Source organism: Aquiflexum lacus, assembly GCF_015476655.1.
Lineage (GTDB): Bacteria > Bacteroidota > Bacteroidia > Cytophagales > Cyclobacteriaceae > Aquiflexum > Aquiflexum lacus.
Map to the genome: position 1 here is coordinate 1 of NZ_JABFHF010000019.1, position 15807 is coordinate 15807.

Annotated in this window: 16 protein-coding genes; 14 read left to right on the forward strand and 2 right to left on the reverse strand. The window is 38.9% G+C overall.

All coding sequences use genetic code 11. The annotated features are described in order from the left end of the window. The 12 genes from HMJ38_RS16370 to HMJ38_RS16420 all read left to right on the forward strand — a co-directional run. Positions 1-205 (forward strand): ATP-binding protein (locus HMJ38_RS16370; protein WP_262892899.1); only part of this gene is annotated, 205 nt, incomplete at its 5' end. Between the two features lie 119 nt (positions 206-324). After that, positions 325-1905: a peptide chain release factor 3 gene (locus HMJ38_RS16375; protein ID WP_194975505.1), complete on the forward strand. Its 1581-nt coding sequence runs from the start codon at positions 325-327 to the stop codon at positions 1903-1905. A gap of 126 nt (positions 1906-2031) precedes the next feature. Continuing rightward, a complete protein-coding gene (locus tag HMJ38_RS16380; protein ID WP_194975506.1) occupies positions 2032-2766 on the forward strand; it encodes an RluA family pseudouridine synthase in 735 nt (244 codons plus the stop codon). Between the two features lie 78 nt (positions 2767-2844). Then, the gene (locus HMJ38_RS16385) at positions 2845-3345 is read left to right on the forward strand and encodes a histidine phosphatase family protein (protein WP_194975507.1); all 501 of its coding nucleotides are present in this window, start codon (positions 2845-2847) and stop codon (positions 3343-3345) included. 255 nt (positions 3346-3600) lie between these two features. Next, positions 3601-5169, forward strand: coding sequence for a glycerol-3-phosphate dehydrogenase/oxidase (locus HMJ38_RS16390; RefSeq protein ID WP_194975508.1), 1569 nt, complete (start codon positions 3601-3603; stop codon positions 5167-5169). Between the two features lie 2 nt (positions 5170-5171). After that, positions 5172-6671, forward strand: coding sequence for a glycerol kinase GlpK (gene glpK, locus HMJ38_RS16395; protein ID WP_194975509.1), 1500 nt, complete (start codon positions 5172-5174; stop codon positions 6669-6671). A 1-nt stretch (position 6672) separates the two neighbouring features. Next, positions 6673-7425 (forward strand): MIP/aquaporin family protein, encoded by a 753-nt coding sequence (locus tag HMJ38_RS16400; protein WP_194975510.1) that lies wholly within the window; start codon positions 6673-6675, stop codon positions 7423-7425. A 164-nt stretch (positions 7426-7589) separates the two neighbouring features. Beyond that, a complete protein-coding gene (locus HMJ38_RS16405) occupies positions 7590-8789 on the forward strand; it encodes a hypothetical protein (protein WP_228780100.1) in 1200 nt (399 codons plus the stop codon). 170 nt (positions 8790-8959) lie between these two features. Next, positions 8960-9094 (forward strand): hypothetical protein, encoded by a 135-nt coding sequence (locus HMJ38_RS25550; RefSeq protein WP_262892900.1) that lies wholly within the window; start codon positions 8960-8962, stop codon positions 9092-9094. A 270-nt stretch (positions 9095-9364) separates the two neighbouring features. Further along, positions 9365-9856, forward strand: coding sequence for a hypothetical protein (locus HMJ38_RS16410; RefSeq protein ID WP_194975512.1), 492 nt, complete (start codon positions 9365-9367; stop codon positions 9854-9856). A 310-nt stretch (positions 9857-10166) separates the two neighbouring features. Next, positions 10167-10400 (forward strand): hypothetical protein, encoded by a 234-nt coding sequence (locus HMJ38_RS16415; RefSeq protein WP_194975513.1) that lies wholly within the window; start codon positions 10167-10169, stop codon positions 10398-10400. A gap of 8 nt (positions 10401-10408) precedes the next feature. Continuing rightward, on the forward strand, positions 10409-10720 hold the full coding sequence (locus HMJ38_RS16420; protein WP_194975514.1) for a type II toxin-antitoxin system RelE/ParE family toxin: 312 nt from the start codon (positions 10409-10411) through the stop codon (positions 10718-10720). Positions 10721-11027: 307 nt separating this feature from the next. Here HMJ38_RS16420 and HMJ38_RS16425 read toward each other — a convergent pair whose 3' ends face one another. After that, positions 11028-12167, reverse strand: a complete 1140-nt coding sequence (locus HMJ38_RS16425) for an acyl-CoA dehydrogenase family protein (protein ID WP_194975593.1) — start codon at positions 12165-12167, stop codon at positions 11028-11030. Between the two features lie 234 nt (positions 12168-12401). After that, complete coding sequence (ade, locus tag HMJ38_RS16430) at positions 12402-14036, reverse strand: adenine deaminase (protein ID WP_194975515.1); 1635 nt, start codon at positions 14034-14036, stop codon at positions 12402-12404. A gap of 155 nt (positions 14037-14191) precedes the next feature. Here ade and cmk point away from each other — a divergent pair, with 155 nt between their 5' ends. Next, positions 14192-14899 carry a (d)CMP kinase gene (gene cmk, locus HMJ38_RS16435; RefSeq protein WP_194975516.1) on the forward strand — a complete coding sequence of 236 codons (708 nt, stop codon included), beginning with the start codon at positions 14192-14194 and terminating at the stop codon, positions 14897-14899. Beyond that, positions 14883-15785 (forward strand): 4-hydroxy-3-methylbut-2-enyl diphosphate reductase, encoded by a 903-nt coding sequence (locus HMJ38_RS16440; protein ID WP_194975517.1) that lies wholly within the window; start codon positions 14883-14885, stop codon positions 15783-15785. The genes cmk and HMJ38_RS16440 overlap by 17 nt, the downstream gene beginning before the upstream one ends. Positions 15786-15807: the final 22 nt, after the last annotated feature.

The window sequence follows — 15807 nt, forward strand, 5'->3', positions numbered from 1 at the left end:
TAATCCAGGATTTACAACTCGTCAAAGAGGCTGGGGTCTTGGACTCACTTTGGCAAAAAGGATCATTGAAGGATATCATGATGGCAAAATATTTGTAAAAAATTCTGAACCTGGTAAAGGCACAACATTCAGAATTGTACTCAATGGAACCAAAGAAGGAATTTCCGGATTCAAGAGAGAAGATTTTTTGGGACAAAAAGCCTAATTCAAATTCCTAACCATAGCACCTTGTCGTATATAATTGATTAAAGTTTCATAACCTTCCAACCTACAAATTAAAACCTTACCTTTGCAGCCTGAAAAATTACAGAATCAGTAAATTACATGAGCCTGACCAAAGAAATTCAAAAAAGGAGAACATTTGCCATCATCGCCCACCCCGATGCCGGAAAGACAACACTGACCGAAAAATTATTGCTTTTTGGGGGGGCAATCCAGACTGCTGGCGCCGTCAAGTCCAACAAAATAGATACTGCCACCAAGTCAGATTGGATGGAAATTGAAAAACAAAGAGGCATTTCAGTAGCTACTTCGGTGATGGGATTTGAATATAAAGGGGTCAAAATCAATTTATTGGATACCCCTGGTCACCAGGACTTTGCGGAAGACACCTACAGGACTTTGACAGCAGTGGATTCGGTCATAATGGTTATTGACTGCGTGAAAGGTGTTGAAATCCAGACCGAAAAACTCATGGAAGTCTGCCGTATGAGAAATACACCTGTAATTTGCTTCATCAATAAACTGGATCGGGAAGGCAGAGATCCTTACGAATTGTTGGATGAGGTGGAAGAAAAACTCAATATTCAAGTTAGGCCTTTGTCATGGCCGATCGGAATGGGAAAAGGCTTTAAGGGTGTTTATAATCTTTATGATAAGAAACTGAATCTTTTTACGCCCAGCCAAAGAAAATTAAGCGATGCAAGGGAGACTTTCGATAACCTCGATAACGAAGAATTAGATAAGCTGATAGGAACAACCAACGCCAATCAGCTCAGAGAAGATGTGGAATTAATTGAAGGTGTATATCCGGATTTTGACCCAAAAGAATATTTAGAAGGGAAAATTGCTCCGGTATTTTTTGGTTCAGCGGTGAACAACTTCGGTGTAAATGAAATGCTCGATACATTTATCAAAATTGCACCTACCCCGAAAAGTAGACATACAGAAGAAAGAGAAGTGTTGCCTGAAGAACCTAAATTCTCAGGTTTTGTATTCAAAATCCATGCAAACATGGACCCCAATCATAGAAACAGAATTGCATTCCTGCGCATTTGTTCAGGAAAATTTGAAAGAAACAAACCCTATAACCACGTTCGCGGGCCAAAACCTTTAAGATTTTCCAATGTAACCCAATTTATGGCCCAGGACAGGGAAATTGTGGATGAAGCTTTCCCAGGAGATATTGTAGGCCTTTTTGATACAGGAAACCTCAAAATTGGAGATACCCTTACAGAAGGCGAAAACATGACTTTCAAAGGAATCCCAAGTTTTTCTCCCGAAATTTTCAAAGAGGTAATCAACAAAGATGCTATGAAAACCAAGCAATTGGAGAAAGGGCTGAAACAGTTGATGGAAGAAGGAGTCGCCCAATATTTTACCTATGAAATGGGAAATAGAAAGGTTGTTGGAACAGTGGGACAATTGCAGTTTGAGGTCATTCAATTCAGATTGAAAAATGAATACAATGCCTCTGTGGAGTTTGCACCAATGAACCTGTACAAAGCCTGCTGGATCAGCAGTAAGGACAAAAAGCAGTTGGATGAATTCGTAAGATCAAAAAATCGGCATATTGCCTATGATAAGGATGGGAAATTAGTCTTTATGGCCGAATCCAAATCCTGGCTTCAAATGGTGCAGGAAAACTATCCTGAAATTGAATTCCATTTCACTTCTGAGTTTTAACAAAAAAATCCCACAAAGAAACTGAGACACAAAGTTTTGGTTTGTTTAAATTTAGTAATCAATTAAATCAAATTTTCCTTCGTGACTTTGTGTCTTTGTGGGAGGAAAACCTTTCGGTCAATAAATATGAAAAAGAAACCCTTCAATGTTGTTTATGAAGACAATCACCTATTGGTAGTCAATAAGGCTGCGGGTATTTTGGTTCAGGGTGACAAAACAAAAGACAAAACCCTTACAGACTATTGCAGGGACTACATCAAAAAAAAATACGATAAACCGGGAGATGTATTTCTTCATCCAGTCCACAGATTAGATAGGCCGGTAAGCGGCCTCGTAGTATTTGCCCGTACTTCCAAAGGTTTGGAAAGGATGATGGAGCTTTTTCGCAAACGTGAAATCCACAAGGTCTATTGGGCGATTGTCAAATCCAAACCTAAAGAGGAAATTGGAAAACTGACGCATTATCTGGTAAAAGATGAACAACGCAACGTGGTGACTGCATACGAAAAGGAAGTAGACGGTTCTCAGAAAGCCGAATTGAATTATAAAAGAATGGGTAAACTCAATGACCATTGGTTGGTAGAAGTAAGACCTGTTTCAGGGCGCCCACATCAAATCAGAGTTCAATTGGCCAGCATAGGATGTCCTATTCGAGGTGATTTGAAATATGGTTTTTCCAAAGCTAATCCGGATGCCAGTATCAATTTGCATGCTTTCCATTTGGTATTTGTCCACCCGATCAAAAAAGAAAAACTATACCTCCGCGCTGCATTACCCGAAGAACCATTCTGGGAACAGTATTTGGAATTTGAACCGCATAAGGGAAAGGATCAACATATTGACAACAGTTACAGTGGTTAGATCTTGAAAAACTTACCCTTGGCAGATTCAAATCATAGTTTCATTCTTCAATTTAGTTTATTAAACCACTCCAAAATTATGAAAAGCCACCTGATTCTTATCATTTTATTTCTAGCAATGTTTTCTTGTGAATCCAGTCAGGAACCAAAAACAATCTATATTGTAAGACATGCTGAGAAATTATTGAGTGGAGACGATCCTGAATTGAGTGTTGCAGGAACTGTAAGATCCAAAAAACTTGCTCAAATTCTTGAAGAGAAAGATATCCAGCATATTTACAGCACCAACACCATCAGAACAAAAGCTACTGTTCAGTCTTTGGCCGATAAACTGGGAATAACAATTGAGATATATGATGTCAAAAATCATGATGACCTTGTTAAAAATTTGAGAAAAAATAAAGGCGATGCCCTTGTGGTCGGGCACAGCAATTCTATTCAAAATGTTGTCAATTATTTTGTGGGATCCGAGGAAAAATACCCAGAACTTGAAGATATTGAGTATGATTATATTTTTGTAGTGGATTTATTCAAAGATGGAGGTTCCAAGGTAAAAAGGGCTATCTACAAAGAATTTTAAAATTTAGTATCAGCTTTTTAACAAAAAAGTTAGTACACAAATATTTGAGTTAGTTACAATATCGACTCATATTATCGTCGATGTTCCCAGCCGACCGCAAGTCAGGCAACTTTTAGCACATGCAGCAGGGCAAATTAGATTACCGGCATTATAGCAGATATTCATTCTTTTCGATATGTTGAATTGAGAATATTCACAATGATTCGATTTTATTTTGGTGATTTTTTGATAACTTGAAAACAAAAATTTTTCGTTATGAATAGGTCATTAAGCCTAAATAGGTTAAAAGAAAGTCAGGAAAAAATCTGGGACGTAGCAATTATTGGAGGAGGAGCCTCGGGCTTCGGTGTGGCATTGGATGCCTTGTCCCGCGGCCTATCAGTTGTTTTATTGGATAAATCCGATTTTGCCAAAGGCACATCTAGCAGAAGTACAAAACTGCTGCATGGTGGTGTCCGCTACTTGGCACAGGGAGATGTTGGACTAGTGTTGGAAGCACTGAAGGAAAGAGGAAGGCTTTTGGCAAATGCTCCCCACCTTACCTACAACCAGCCATTTATCATACCGATTTATACTTGGTTTGATAAACTTCAATACAGTGTAGGGCTTAAGCTTTACGATTGGATGGCAGGAAAATGGCGTCTGGGAAAATCCAAATTTATCAATAAAAAAGAAACCATTGCCAGACTTCCCCAAATCAATCAGGATGGACTGAAAGGCGGAGTGGTTTATCACGATGGTCAGTTTGACGATGCCAGAATGATCATTGCCGTTGCCCAGACTTGTGATGAGTTGGGTGGATGCGTCCTCAATTATGCAAAAGTGACAGGCTTGACCAAGGACGAAAATGGAAAAGTAAACGGACTGATGTTCGATGATCAGATTGGGAATAACCATTTTCAAATCAAAGCAAAAATGGTGGTCAATGCTACCGGTGTTTTTGCTGACAAAATCCTGCAAATGGACCAACCTGGAGTTAGAAAAAGCATCCAACCAAGTCAGGGAATTCATCTTGTCTTTGATCAATCTTTTCTTGGTGGAAAAGATGCCTTGATGATTCCAAAAACCTCTGATGGCAGAGTGCTCTTTGCCGTTCCTTGGCAGGGGAAACTGGTAGTCGGTACCACAGATACCCTTGTGGACAAAGCCAAACTCGAACCTGAAGCTTTGGAAAAAGAGATCAATTTTGTGCTTGAAACGGCACAAGCTTACTTGACCAAAAAACCTTTGAGATCGGATGTTTTATCCGTTTTTGCTGGTTTAAGACCATTGGCAGCTCCAAAAGAAAAGGGTGCTAAAACCAAAGAAATTTCAAGAAGCCATAAAGTAATTGTTTCAGACTCTAATTTGGTTACCATTACAGGCGGAAAATGGACCACTTTTAGAAAAATGGGGGAAGATACAGTAGATTATTTCACTAAAGTCACCGGTGAATCCATGAAAGCCAGTAAGTCTGCCGATCAAAAACTCCATGGTTTTACAGAAAATCCAGAGGAAGGGCACATGTCTGTTTATGGCTCGGATGCCTCTCAGATCAAGTTCATGATTAAAGATCATCCTGATTGGGCTGAAAAATTGCACCCTAACCATACCTATACTGTAGCAGAACTGATTTGGATGGTGAGAAATGAAATGGCTGTAACACTCGAGGACATCCTGTCGCGAAGATTCCGAATCTTGCTTTTGGATGCAAAAGCAGCTAAAGAAATGGGGCCAAAGATAGCTAGGTTAATGGCTAATGAAATGGGACATGGAGAAGAATGGATTGCAACAGAGTTGGAAGAATTTGAAAAAACAGTCAATAAATACATCATAACCCAATAACCATGAGCCAAAAAGAACAATACATCATGGCGCTGGACCAAGGAACAACCAGCTCCAGATCTATTATTTTTAACAAAAAAGGTCAGATAGTCTCTGTAGCTCAAAAAGATTTCAAGCAATACTTTCCTAAATCAGGTTGGGTAGAGCATGACCCGCAGGAAATCTGGACAAGTCAATCTGCTGTACTGATAGAATCTCTTGCTAATGAGGGTATCAAAGCCAGTGATATCGCTGCGATTGGGATTACTAATCAAAGGGAAACAACAATTCTATGGGATAGAAAAAACGGAAAACCTATATACAACGCCATAGTCTGGCAGGATCGTAGGACTTCAGCTTATTGTGACAAATTGAAAGCAACAGGGAAAGCAGAAATGATTACATCAAAAACCGGTTTGATTATAGATGCCTACTTTTCTGCAACCAAAATCAAATGGATACTGGATAATGTGGAAGGTGCTAGGGATAAAGCTGATAAAGGAGAATTGGCGTTTGGTACAGTGGACACTTGGTTGGTATGGAAACTTACCGGTGGAAAACATCACCTCACCGATATAACCAATGCCAGCAGGACAATGATTTATAATATCCATAATAAGGAATGGGACAAAGAGTTGTTGGATTTATTCGGAATCCCGAAATCCATCCTGCCTGAGGTCAAATCAAGCTCAGAAGTGTATGGAGAAACAACAGGGGACATTCTATCAGTCAAAATCCCAATAGCGGGAATTGCAGGAGATCAGCAGGCAGCACTTTTTGGCCAACTCTGCACACAACCCGGCATGACAAAAACTACTTATGGTACGGGTTGCTTTTTGGTAATGAACACAGGAGAGAAACCTGTAAAATCCAACAACAGATTATTAACAACTGTGGCATGGGAAGTGAATGGGAAAGTGAATTATGCATTGGAGGGATCGGTTTTTATAGGAGGTGCTGCCATTCAATGGCTGAGAGATGGCATAGAGTTTTTTGGGCATGCCAAAGAGAGTGAAAAATTAGCAATCAGCTTAGAGGACAATGATGGAGTTTATTTTGTACCTGCCTTGGCAGGACTTGGTGCACCACATTGGGATCAGGATGCCAGAGGAGCATTTTTTGGTATTACAAGAGGAACCACCATCGCGCATATGACCCGTGCTGCATTGGAAGCCATCGCCTATCAGGTCTATGATGTACTCAAAGCCATGGAAAAAGATAGTGGTGAACCTACCAAGGAACTCCGCGTAGATGGCGGTGCCACAGCGAATAACTTCCTGATGCAATTCCAATCAGATATCTTGGATTGCAAAATTACCAGACCAAAAATTATCGAAACTACAGCTATTGGAGCTGCATTTTTGGCCGGATTAGCCGTTGGGTTTTGGAAAGATGAAGAAGAACTCAAATCACTATGGGAGGCAGACAAAAGTTTTGAACCAAAGATGAACAAAGATAAAGTGGAAAAATATTTACATTTTTGGCACAAAGCAGTTGAAAGGTCTAAAAACTGGGTAGAATAATATGGATGCATTTGTAGCAGAATTTGTAGGTACCTCCCTGCTGATTACCATGGGTTCGGGAGTAGTAGCAAATGTGGTATTGAAAGGTACAAAAGGAAACAATAGTGGCTGGATCGTGATAACAACTGCATGGGCTTTAGGCGTATTTATAGGAGTAGTGGTGGCCGGTCCCTACAGCGGTGCACATCTCAATCCAGCTGTAAGTATTGGTTTGGCCATTGCCGGGTATTTTGAATGGGCTATGGTACCCAGTTATGTCCTGGCCCAAATCTTGGGTGCCATGTTTGGTGCCACGATATCTTGGTTAGTATACAAAGATCATTTTGATGCAACAGAAGAGGCAGGTCTCAAATTCGCTCCATTCGGAACTGCGCCTGCTATCAGAAACCTCCCCTCTAATCTCTTTTCCGAAATCATCGGAACTTCCGTTTTGATTATTGTGATTCTTTATTCAACAAATCCTGTGATACAATATACCGACGGGGAGGAAATCCCGATAGGCCTTGGCGCACTTGGGGCTTTGCCTGTCGCATTTTTGGTTTGGGTAATCGGCTTGTCACTTGGAGGCACAACAGGATACGCCATCAATCCGGCCCGGGATTTTGGTCCTAGACTGATGCACCAATTGCTCCCGATCAAAGGAAAGGGAACAAGTGATTGGGCCTACAGTTGGGTACCTATCTTGGGACCAATCATTGGAGCTTCTATGGCTGCTGGGATTTACTTATTGTTGGGAGCTGGGGGAATGGTTTAATGGAACACTGATGACAATGATTGGGCTGATTTTCGCTGATTTTTTATCTGCGAAAATCTGCTACATCTGCGTTATCAGCGTTATCAGCGTTCCATTGTATTTCGATAAGCGGTGATTTATTATTTACTAAGTTTCTGAAACAGCAACTTAATTCATTCATGAATATGAATTTCAATAAAATCATAGCAGTACTGTTTCTCTTTGCATTTTCCTGTAGTCAAAAAGAAGATTCCGATTATTCAACCGAAAAATATCCCTTCCAAATCATCCCGACTGACAGCATCACAGTCGATAATATTTTGGCAGCTTTGTTCCTATTTCAAAATGTCAATAAAGAACATATATTTTTCAGGGATGCTGGTGCTTCCAAAATATTTGTATTTGATAGAAGCGGAAACCTTGTGAATGACTGGACAAAATCGGGAGATGTTCCCGGTGCATTTAGCATGATAGCCGATAACCTGGTGCTCACTTCAAAAGGAGACATTGTTGTTTCAGATAATCTGAATGGAGTAAAAGTATTCAGCTTAGATGGTACCTTGTTACTGGATGGCAAACCTTTTCAATATCAGACAGGAATCTATGGAGATGTCAAGCTTTTCAGAAAATCACAGGTCATCAGAAAATCAGGACATGATTATTTATTGCACCATCTGGATTTGATGGATGAGGTGCAAACCATCGGGGAAAGCTTTTACAAAAGAAGAAAAAACCTGCTTTTGACAAGCCTGAGTACCGGTGAAAGCAGCCAACATTTATATTTTCCAACAGAAAGTAAATTCTACCAATCCGGTAAGGCTTTTCCATTTGAGGACTTCAGACCGGCATTTTATTTTGAAGAAGAGGAGTCCAAATTATACCTGATATTCCAAAATGAACCTGTACTCTATGAGTATGACTGGTCTGGATATGAACCTAAACTCACGAATCACAACAGGTTAGATTTGGAAGGTTTTCATGAACATGAAGGCTGGGATTACAACCAAATTCCCTATGGAAAATTAAATACGGAAAACTTGGACAGCCATTATTCCTCAAAGATTTACAGTTTGGAAAAAGTCGGAGATTATTTTTTGATCAATTATAAACCTGGCCCCCCTAAGTCTGATGTCGAAAAATGGAAGCATGCATTTTCCAAAGATGCTCCTAAAAATCTTAAGGAAGAATATCTCCAAAAAGCTGAACCGAGAACGGTAGTGGTTAAAGATGGCGAAATCATCAGCCAAGGAATCCATCATCCTAAAATGCACTACGACAGTTACGGCGTGATCGATGATGAAATCTGGTGGATGAAGCCTCTCAACAAGGATAAAGAAGATGAGTCCTACACCATATACAAAGGCAAACTGAAGGAAATAATGTGATTTTGGGGATTATAATCCCTAAATATGCATATCACTAGAATCCTTGAGGAAAAGCTAGCTGCAAAAGTAGATTGGAAAAAAGCCCTGATTTTGCTTGGTCCCCGGGAAATCTACCTTGGTCAATAGATTGGCCCGTGATCTTGATCCTGACTTTCTTTTTTTGAATGGGGATGAAATCCAAATGGAATCCTAAAGCCAAAGGAAAAATCCCTAACTCATTTATCGAAACCTATATTCCCAAGACTGTAAAAATCATACATCGGGAAAACTTTTGGGAGTGGTTGGGGGCTTATCCTTACAGTTGAATATGAAAAAATTTCCCCCATCTAGGCATAGAGTTGACTTTCAGTGGTGGCTGGGTGTAGCCCCGTACAGATGTACACATAAAATACAACTTATCAAGATGTTACATTACCTTTAAAACCCCGATCAACCACACTTAATTTCTTAACCGTTTTTAAACTAATTATTCTTTTTGAAAATAATTGGCTTTAAATTGTAGCAGATTGAAAGTTAAATTCGTACTGGCATAAAAATCAATTTTAAATTTTCCAGCATTAATAACAATTTAACTCATGTATTGCAGAACAACTGATAAATCAACTTTATTGAAATCTAGCCCAAGATACATCAAGATTGTCATTTTGTTGTTCTGTTTGGCATGTGTCAATTCGCCCGGTCCGGAGGATTGTATAGGTCAAGAAATAGAATCGGATTCGTTTTGGGTATATGAAGGTACATGCCTTAAAAATTCCGAATTGGGATTGGATGAAGATGGAGTCCGGAAAGTCACAAAGGAAGAACAATACAAGGTTTTTTCAGAATGTTTACCGGACAATCCCGAAGTTGATTTTAACACAAGTTATGTAATAGTCATCAAAGTGCCTCCAAGGAATTCTTTCCCATTTATACAGGAGATTAAACTTATTGAAAACTGTGACAAGCAATTCAAAATTGAAATTGAAATTATTGAAACGATGTTTCAAGAAGCTAATGTATTCAAATTTGCATTTGTCACCTTACCTGTTGAAATCCCTGAACCTAAAATTGAAATAATATGGCTTTAAGATTACTCTTGAAAAGGGTACGCATGTAGGGATATCACATCTCTTTACTGTAAACCATAGATACCGGGAAACAGAAAAATGGGTTATATTACCTTCATATTCATTATAAAGGCGGTGTGATCAGAAGGCAGATCAGGGTGGAGAGGTAGGAGAAGGGAGAAAGGACGGCAGAAGGATGAAAGTTGAAGGAACAATGAATTGCGTCCTGCTTTAGCTGGACGATTAGAGAAGACTATTGTTTTCTCTCGGCTTTAGCCAAATAAATTCCATTTACTGAATTTTATGTAAATTTGGTAAAAGTTAAATTCCAATGAATATAGAAAGCAGAAAAATCAAATTTGTACAGGAGTTTTTAAAACTTCAGAATGAGAAGGCAATTTCAAAACTTGAAAAATTATTGAATAAAGAAAAAGAGGAATTGAATGGAATTTCTCATTCTCCATTTGAACAAGAGGGACTAAATAACAGGATTGAAATATCTGAACTGGATTTTAAAAAAGGAATGTTCAAAAGTAGTGATGAACTTTTGGAAAAATTTCAATAAATGAATAGATGAAAGTCATTTGGTCTGAATTTGCAGAAAAACAATTGGACGAAATTTTTGATTATTATGCTAAAGAATCAAGTTTAAGTTTTGCTGCCAAGCATATCCGTCAAATTATTAAAGTCCCGAACAAATTGAAAAGAACACCATTCATTGGTCAAGTTGAGGAATTTTTAAAGGAACGACCAATTATCTACCGATATTTGTTATTTAAAAACTACAAAATCATCTATTCAATTGACGAGAAAAAGAAGTTGATTAAAATTGCTGATGTTTTTGATACGAGACAAAACCCTTCAAAAATCAAAAGGAAAAAATAACAAATCTATCTGGTGAAATGCCATCCTGCTTTAGCTGGACGATTACAGGAGACCCTATTCTCCCAAGGCTTTAGCCAAATTAATATTTTATCCATCTAATTCAATTTAGGATAAAGAATGCCTGTGAAGACACAGGCATCGGCGTGAAACCCGGCATAAGACCTTTGTATCCGACTTTTTATGAAAAGGGGGTTTTATGCAGTCTTTTCGGGATTAGAAAAGCAAATGACCTGAAAGTACATTTTGCGAGGGGGCCATTGTTTTAAAAGAAACTTTTCCAAAGTTTCTAACTTTGGGAAAGTTTCAATTACTTCAACACTTCCCTTGAAATCACAATCTTTTGAATCTCAGAAGTTCCTTCACCAATGGTACACAACTTAGAATCCCTATAAAATTTCTCCACCGGATAATCTTTGGTAAAGCCATAACCTCCAAAAATCTGTACTGCTTCATTAGAAACACTTACAGCTACTTCGGAAGCAAAATATTTGGCCTGGGCACCTGCCAAAGTCACTTTTTCACCCCGGTTCTTAAGATCCGCAGCTTTGAAAGTCAGTAATTTTGCAGCTTCCACTTGAGTTGCCATATCTGCAAGCTTGAAAGAAATACCCTGGAAACTGTTGATTGGTTTATTGAATTGATGCCGCTCTTTGGAATACTGAATAGAAGCTTCCAAAGCCCCCTCGGCTATTCCCAGGGAAAGGGCCGCGATGGATATTCTTCCGCCATCCAATATTTTCATGGACTGTATAAATCCATCTCCCACCTCTCCCAAGACCTGGCTTTCATGAACCCGGCAATCTTCAAATATCATCTCGGCTGTCTCAGAAGCACGCATACCAAGCTTGTCCTCTTTTCTTCCACCTTTGAATCCGGGAGTGCCTTTCTCAATCACAAATGCTGTCATCCCATGGGAATCCCCTACCTCGCCTGTTCTTGCAATCAAAACAGCAACATCACCTGAAACGCCATGCGTGATAAAGTTCTTTGCACCATTGATGATATAATGATCCCCATCTTTTACAGCTACGGTCCGCATATTCCCTGCATCCGAACCGGTATTGGGTTCAGTCAAACCCCAAGCTCCCAAAAATTCACAGGTAGCCAATTTTGGCAGATACTTTTTCTTTTGCGCTTCATTGCCAAACATCATAATATGTCCGGTGCAAAGGGAATTATGGGCAGCCATAGAAAGCCCAACCGATGGATCCAATTTGGTCAATTCTGCAATAGCAGTCACATATTCAAAATAGCTGAACCCTGACCCGCCATACTCAGTAGGAACAAGAACTCCCATGAGACCGAGTTCTCCAAGTTTTTTAAAAAGGTCCTTGGGAAAGTGTTGATTGTCGTCCCATTCTTTTCTGAAAGGAGTGATCTCCTTTGCTCCAAAATCACGGACCATCTGAGCAATCATCACTTGATTTTCGTTGAGCTTAAAATTCATCATAATTATACTTCTGATTTATATTTGGGTTTATTTCACTAAAGTACAAACTTCTTGTGTAAGGTATAGGTTTACAAAGTTTTACAAGGTTTAGCACTTACGCTGCTTATATTCAAAAGACCTTCAAAAACAGATTAAGACCCATAGAAATCACAAAATAATCAAACAATAAATTGGACTATACTAAAATAAAATTTTGAATAAAATATTTTTAATTTTTCCCGCATCTTCGAATCAACGCAAAAAAACATCCACAAACTCAAACTTTTGCCCATCAAACAATCCTTTATCGCTGAGTTTAAGATCAGGAATCACCAACAAAGCCATAAAACTCAATGTCATAAAAGGAGACTGAAGTGTTGACCCCATCTTTTTTGCCATTTGGTCTATTTTGGTATAAGCCGCTGCTACTTGATACCCATCCTCATTGGACATAATTCCACCCACGGGAAGGGCTAATACCATTTCTTCCTCCTTGCTTACTGCCGATACCCCACCTTTTTTTTCAATCAATAAATTCACTGCCCTACAAATGGAATCATCATCCACACCAACTGCAATGATATTATGCGAATCATGACCAACAGAAGAGGCAATAGCACCTTCCCTCAAACCAAAATTTTTGATAAATGCCATTGCTGGCTTAACATCCTCATACCTGTTGACAACGGTGATTTTTAATATATCCGATTCGGGATTGGATTGGGCAAAGCCATCATTAACCAATATGTCACCATGTACTTCCGGGGTTATCAATTGGCCATCCAAAGCTTCAATTAGCCTTACTTTATTCCCTTTTGCGGGAAGCCTGAATTCTTCGATTTCTTTTTTATTGGTATTAAAATTATTGATGATTTCATTGTTGACCTTTCGGATTAATGTCTTGCCATTTTCAGCAACTTTTTGCCCATCAATGAAGGTTTGGATTACCTTGAAGTCTTTCAGGTCCTCCACCACAATAAAATCGGCAGGGTCTCCAACCTTTAACTGACCTACCTCCATATTATAATGTTGAACAGGGTTTATACATGCAGCTTTTAACACATCAAAAACATCTTTCCCTTTGGCTACGGCTCTTTTTACCAATTCATTGATATGGCTTAGGGCAAGGTTATCGGGATGCTTGTCATCCGAGCAAAACATGATCATATCAGGGTAATCATCAATAAGGTCAATCAAAGCTTCAAAATTTTTGGCAGCACTACCTTCTCTGATGGCGATTTTCATTCCTAAATGGATTTTATCCAAGGCTTCTTCCATGGTGAAACATTCATGATCTGTTGTGATTCCCGCAGAAGCATATTTTGCAGCCAATTCTCCTTTCAGACCGGGGGCATGTCCGTCCACAGGTTTCCCGTATTTTTTGGCCAAAGCAATCTTCTCCATGACGATTGGATCTTTATTGACAGTACCGGGCCAGTTCATCATTTCAGCCAAATAGCTGATTTCTTTTCTTTCCAATAGGTCATGTATGTCTTTTACCGTAATCTCCCCTCCTGCTGTTTCAAATGGAGTAGCCGGAACACAGGACGGAGCTCCAAAATAAAACTTGAAAGGAACCTGCTTCCCGTTATCAATCATGTAGTTCACTCCTTCCATACCGCAGACGTTCGCGATTTCATGAGGATCAGAGACAGTGGCAACAGTGCCATGGGGCACAGCCAATCTTGCAAACTCTGATGGAACCAGCATAGAAGACTCAATATGTACATGGGCATCTATAAAACCTGGCAAAATAAAAGGCAAAGTTTTATCCTCTCTAATCATCTGAATGGAAACAATTGCACCTTTTTCAATTTGGACTTCGATACAGTAAATGGTTTTATCTAGAATATCAACAAACTGTCCTGAAATACTAAAAACACTCATAAAATACAGGTTTTAAATTATTTATTTTCAAATTTCAACAGGAAAATGAATTACCCTTACAAGAAAGCGGAATACATCTTTTTGTCAAAGGATTTAGATTTAAAACTACTATATTTGCGCCTGAAATTAAATAATGCCAGGGTTACTTATATTAGATGCAAAAAATTGTAATTGCTATAGATGGATATTCAGGATGTGGCAAAAGCTCCACTGCCAAAGCGGTAGCTAAAATTTTGAATTATACTTATATTGATTCAGGAGCAATGTACCGTGCTGCAACCCTTCATTTTTTAAATAACCATGTAACACTTTCAAACACAGAGGATGTTGAGAAGAACCTTGAAAGCCTTCGGATATCTTTTCATATCAATCAGGAGAACGGGAAACAAGAGACCTTTCTCAATGACGAAAATGTAGAAGCTGAGATCCGAAGCATGAAAGTTTCTGAATATGTCAGTGAAGTCAGTAAAATCAAAGAAGTGAGAACTGCTTTAGTGGCACAACAACAGCATTTGGGAAGAAATAAAGGTGTGGTAATGGATGGTAGGGATATTTCTACCGTTGTGTTCCCAAATGCCGAATTGAAAGTTTTTATGACAGCTGACCTAAATATCAGAGCAAAGAGACGCCAAAAAGAATTGATGGAAAAAGGTGATATGGTTGATTTGGATAAAATCTTACAAAACCTTTCAGAAAGAGACAAAACTGATTCCAATAGAAAGGAAAGTCCTCTTTTAAAGGCTAAAGACGCTATAGCATTAGATACAAGTAACCTTGACTTTGAGGAACAGGTAAATCAAATTGTGGAATTGGCCAAAGTAAGAATCGGCACTTATTATAACGAATATGGAAGTAACCATTGATAAAAATTCAGGCTATTGTTTTGGGGTAGAGTTTGCCATCAAAATGGCCGAAGACGAAATGGAAAGCTCTGATAGACTTTATTGCCTCGGAGACATAGTCCATAATGATATGGAGGTTAAAAGACTCTCCGAAAAAGGTCTAATTGTAATTGATAGAGATCAATTGCAGGAATTGAATGATTGCAAGGTACTGATCCGGGCTCATGGAGAGCCACCTGAAACCTACAGGACGGCTATTGAAAACAACATCGAACTCATAGATGCTTCCTGTCCGGTGGTACTAAAGCTGCAGCACCGGGTGAAGACAGCATTTGATAAAATGGAAAAAGAAAATGGCCAAATTGTCATTTATGGAAAAAAAGGACATGCAGAAGTAATTGGCTTGACCGGACAAACATTGGAAAAAGCCATTGTGGTCATGGAGGACAAAGATTTGGAAAAAATTGATTTTGCAAAGCCTGTGACCCTTTTCAGTCAGACGACCAAAAGCACTAAGGGTTTTTATGAGCTCAAGTCCAAAATAGAAGAAAAAATCAAGAACGAAAAAGGAATTCTAAATGAATTGGATTTTAATGCCAATGATTCCATTTGCCGTCAAGTTTCGAACAGGGAACCACAACTCGCAAATTTTGCCAAAGAGAATGATATAATCATTTTTGTTTCAGGTAAAAAAAGTTCAAATGGGAAAGCATTGTTTCAAGTTTGCAAAGGAGTCAATGAAAGAAGTTATTTCGTAGAGAACGAAACGGAAATTGATCCAATTTGGCTCAATTCGAATGACAGAGTGGGCATCTGTGGGGCGACCTCAACTCCTATGTGGCTGATGGAACAGGTGATGAAACATCTAAAATCCATGGAAGAAAACCTTATTTTGGAGAATAATTAATGATTAATTGAAAAAATAATCC

Excerpts from the sequence above, each read along its gene's own strand:
- HMJ38_RS16420 (WP_194975514.1), top strand. The coding sequence starts at position 10,409 with ATGAAAGTCATTTGGTCTGAATTTGCAGAAAAACAATTGGACGAAATT.
- ade (WP_194975515.1), bottom strand. The coding sequence starts at position 14,036 with ATGAGTGTTTTTAGTATTTCAGGACAGTTTGTTGATATTCTAGATAAA.
- HMJ38_RS16410 (WP_194975512.1), top strand. The coding sequence starts at position 9,365 with ATGTATTGCAGAACAACTGATAAATCAACTTTATTGAAATCTAGCCCA.
- HMJ38_RS16425 (WP_194975593.1), bottom strand. The coding sequence starts at position 12,167 with ATGAATTTTAAGCTCAACGAAAATCAAGTGATGATTGCTCAGATGGTC.
- HMJ38_RS16385 (WP_194975507.1), top strand. The coding sequence starts at position 2,845 with ATGAAAAGCCACCTGATTCTTATCATTTTATTTCTAGCAATGTTTTCT.
- HMJ38_RS16415 (WP_194975513.1), top strand. The coding sequence starts at position 10,167 with ATGAATATAGAAAGCAGAAAAATCAAATTTGTACAGGAGTTTTTAAAA.
- HMJ38_RS16440 (WP_194975517.1), top strand. The coding sequence starts at position 14,883 with ATGGAAGTAACCATTGATAAAAATTCAGGCTATTGTTTTGGGGTAGAG.
- glpK (WP_194975509.1), top strand. The coding sequence starts at position 5,172 with ATGAGCCAAAAAGAACAATACATCATGGCGCTGGACCAAGGAACAACC.
- HMJ38_RS16390 (WP_194975508.1), top strand. The coding sequence starts at position 3,601 with ATGAATAGGTCATTAAGCCTAAATAGGTTAAAAGAAAGTCAGGAAAAA.
- cmk (WP_194975516.1), top strand. The coding sequence starts at position 14,192 with ATGCAAAAAATTGTAATTGCTATAGATGGATATTCAGGATGTGGCAAA.
- HMJ38_RS16380 (WP_194975506.1), top strand. The coding sequence starts at position 2,032 with ATGAAAAAGAAACCCTTCAATGTTGTTTATGAAGACAATCACCTATTG.
- HMJ38_RS16405 (WP_228780100.1), top strand. The coding sequence starts at position 7,590 with ATGAATTTCAATAAAATCATAGCAGTACTGTTTCTCTTTGCATTTTCC.
- HMJ38_RS16400 (WP_194975510.1), top strand. The coding sequence starts at position 6,673 with ATGGATGCATTTGTAGCAGAATTTGTAGGTACCTCCCTGCTGATTACC.
- HMJ38_RS25550 (WP_262892900.1), top strand. The coding sequence starts at position 8,960 with ATGAAATCCAAATGGAATCCTAAAGCCAAAGGAAAAATCCCTAACTCA.
- HMJ38_RS16375 (WP_194975505.1), top strand. The coding sequence starts at position 325 with ATGAGCCTGACCAAAGAAATTCAAAAAAGGAGAACATTTGCCATCATC.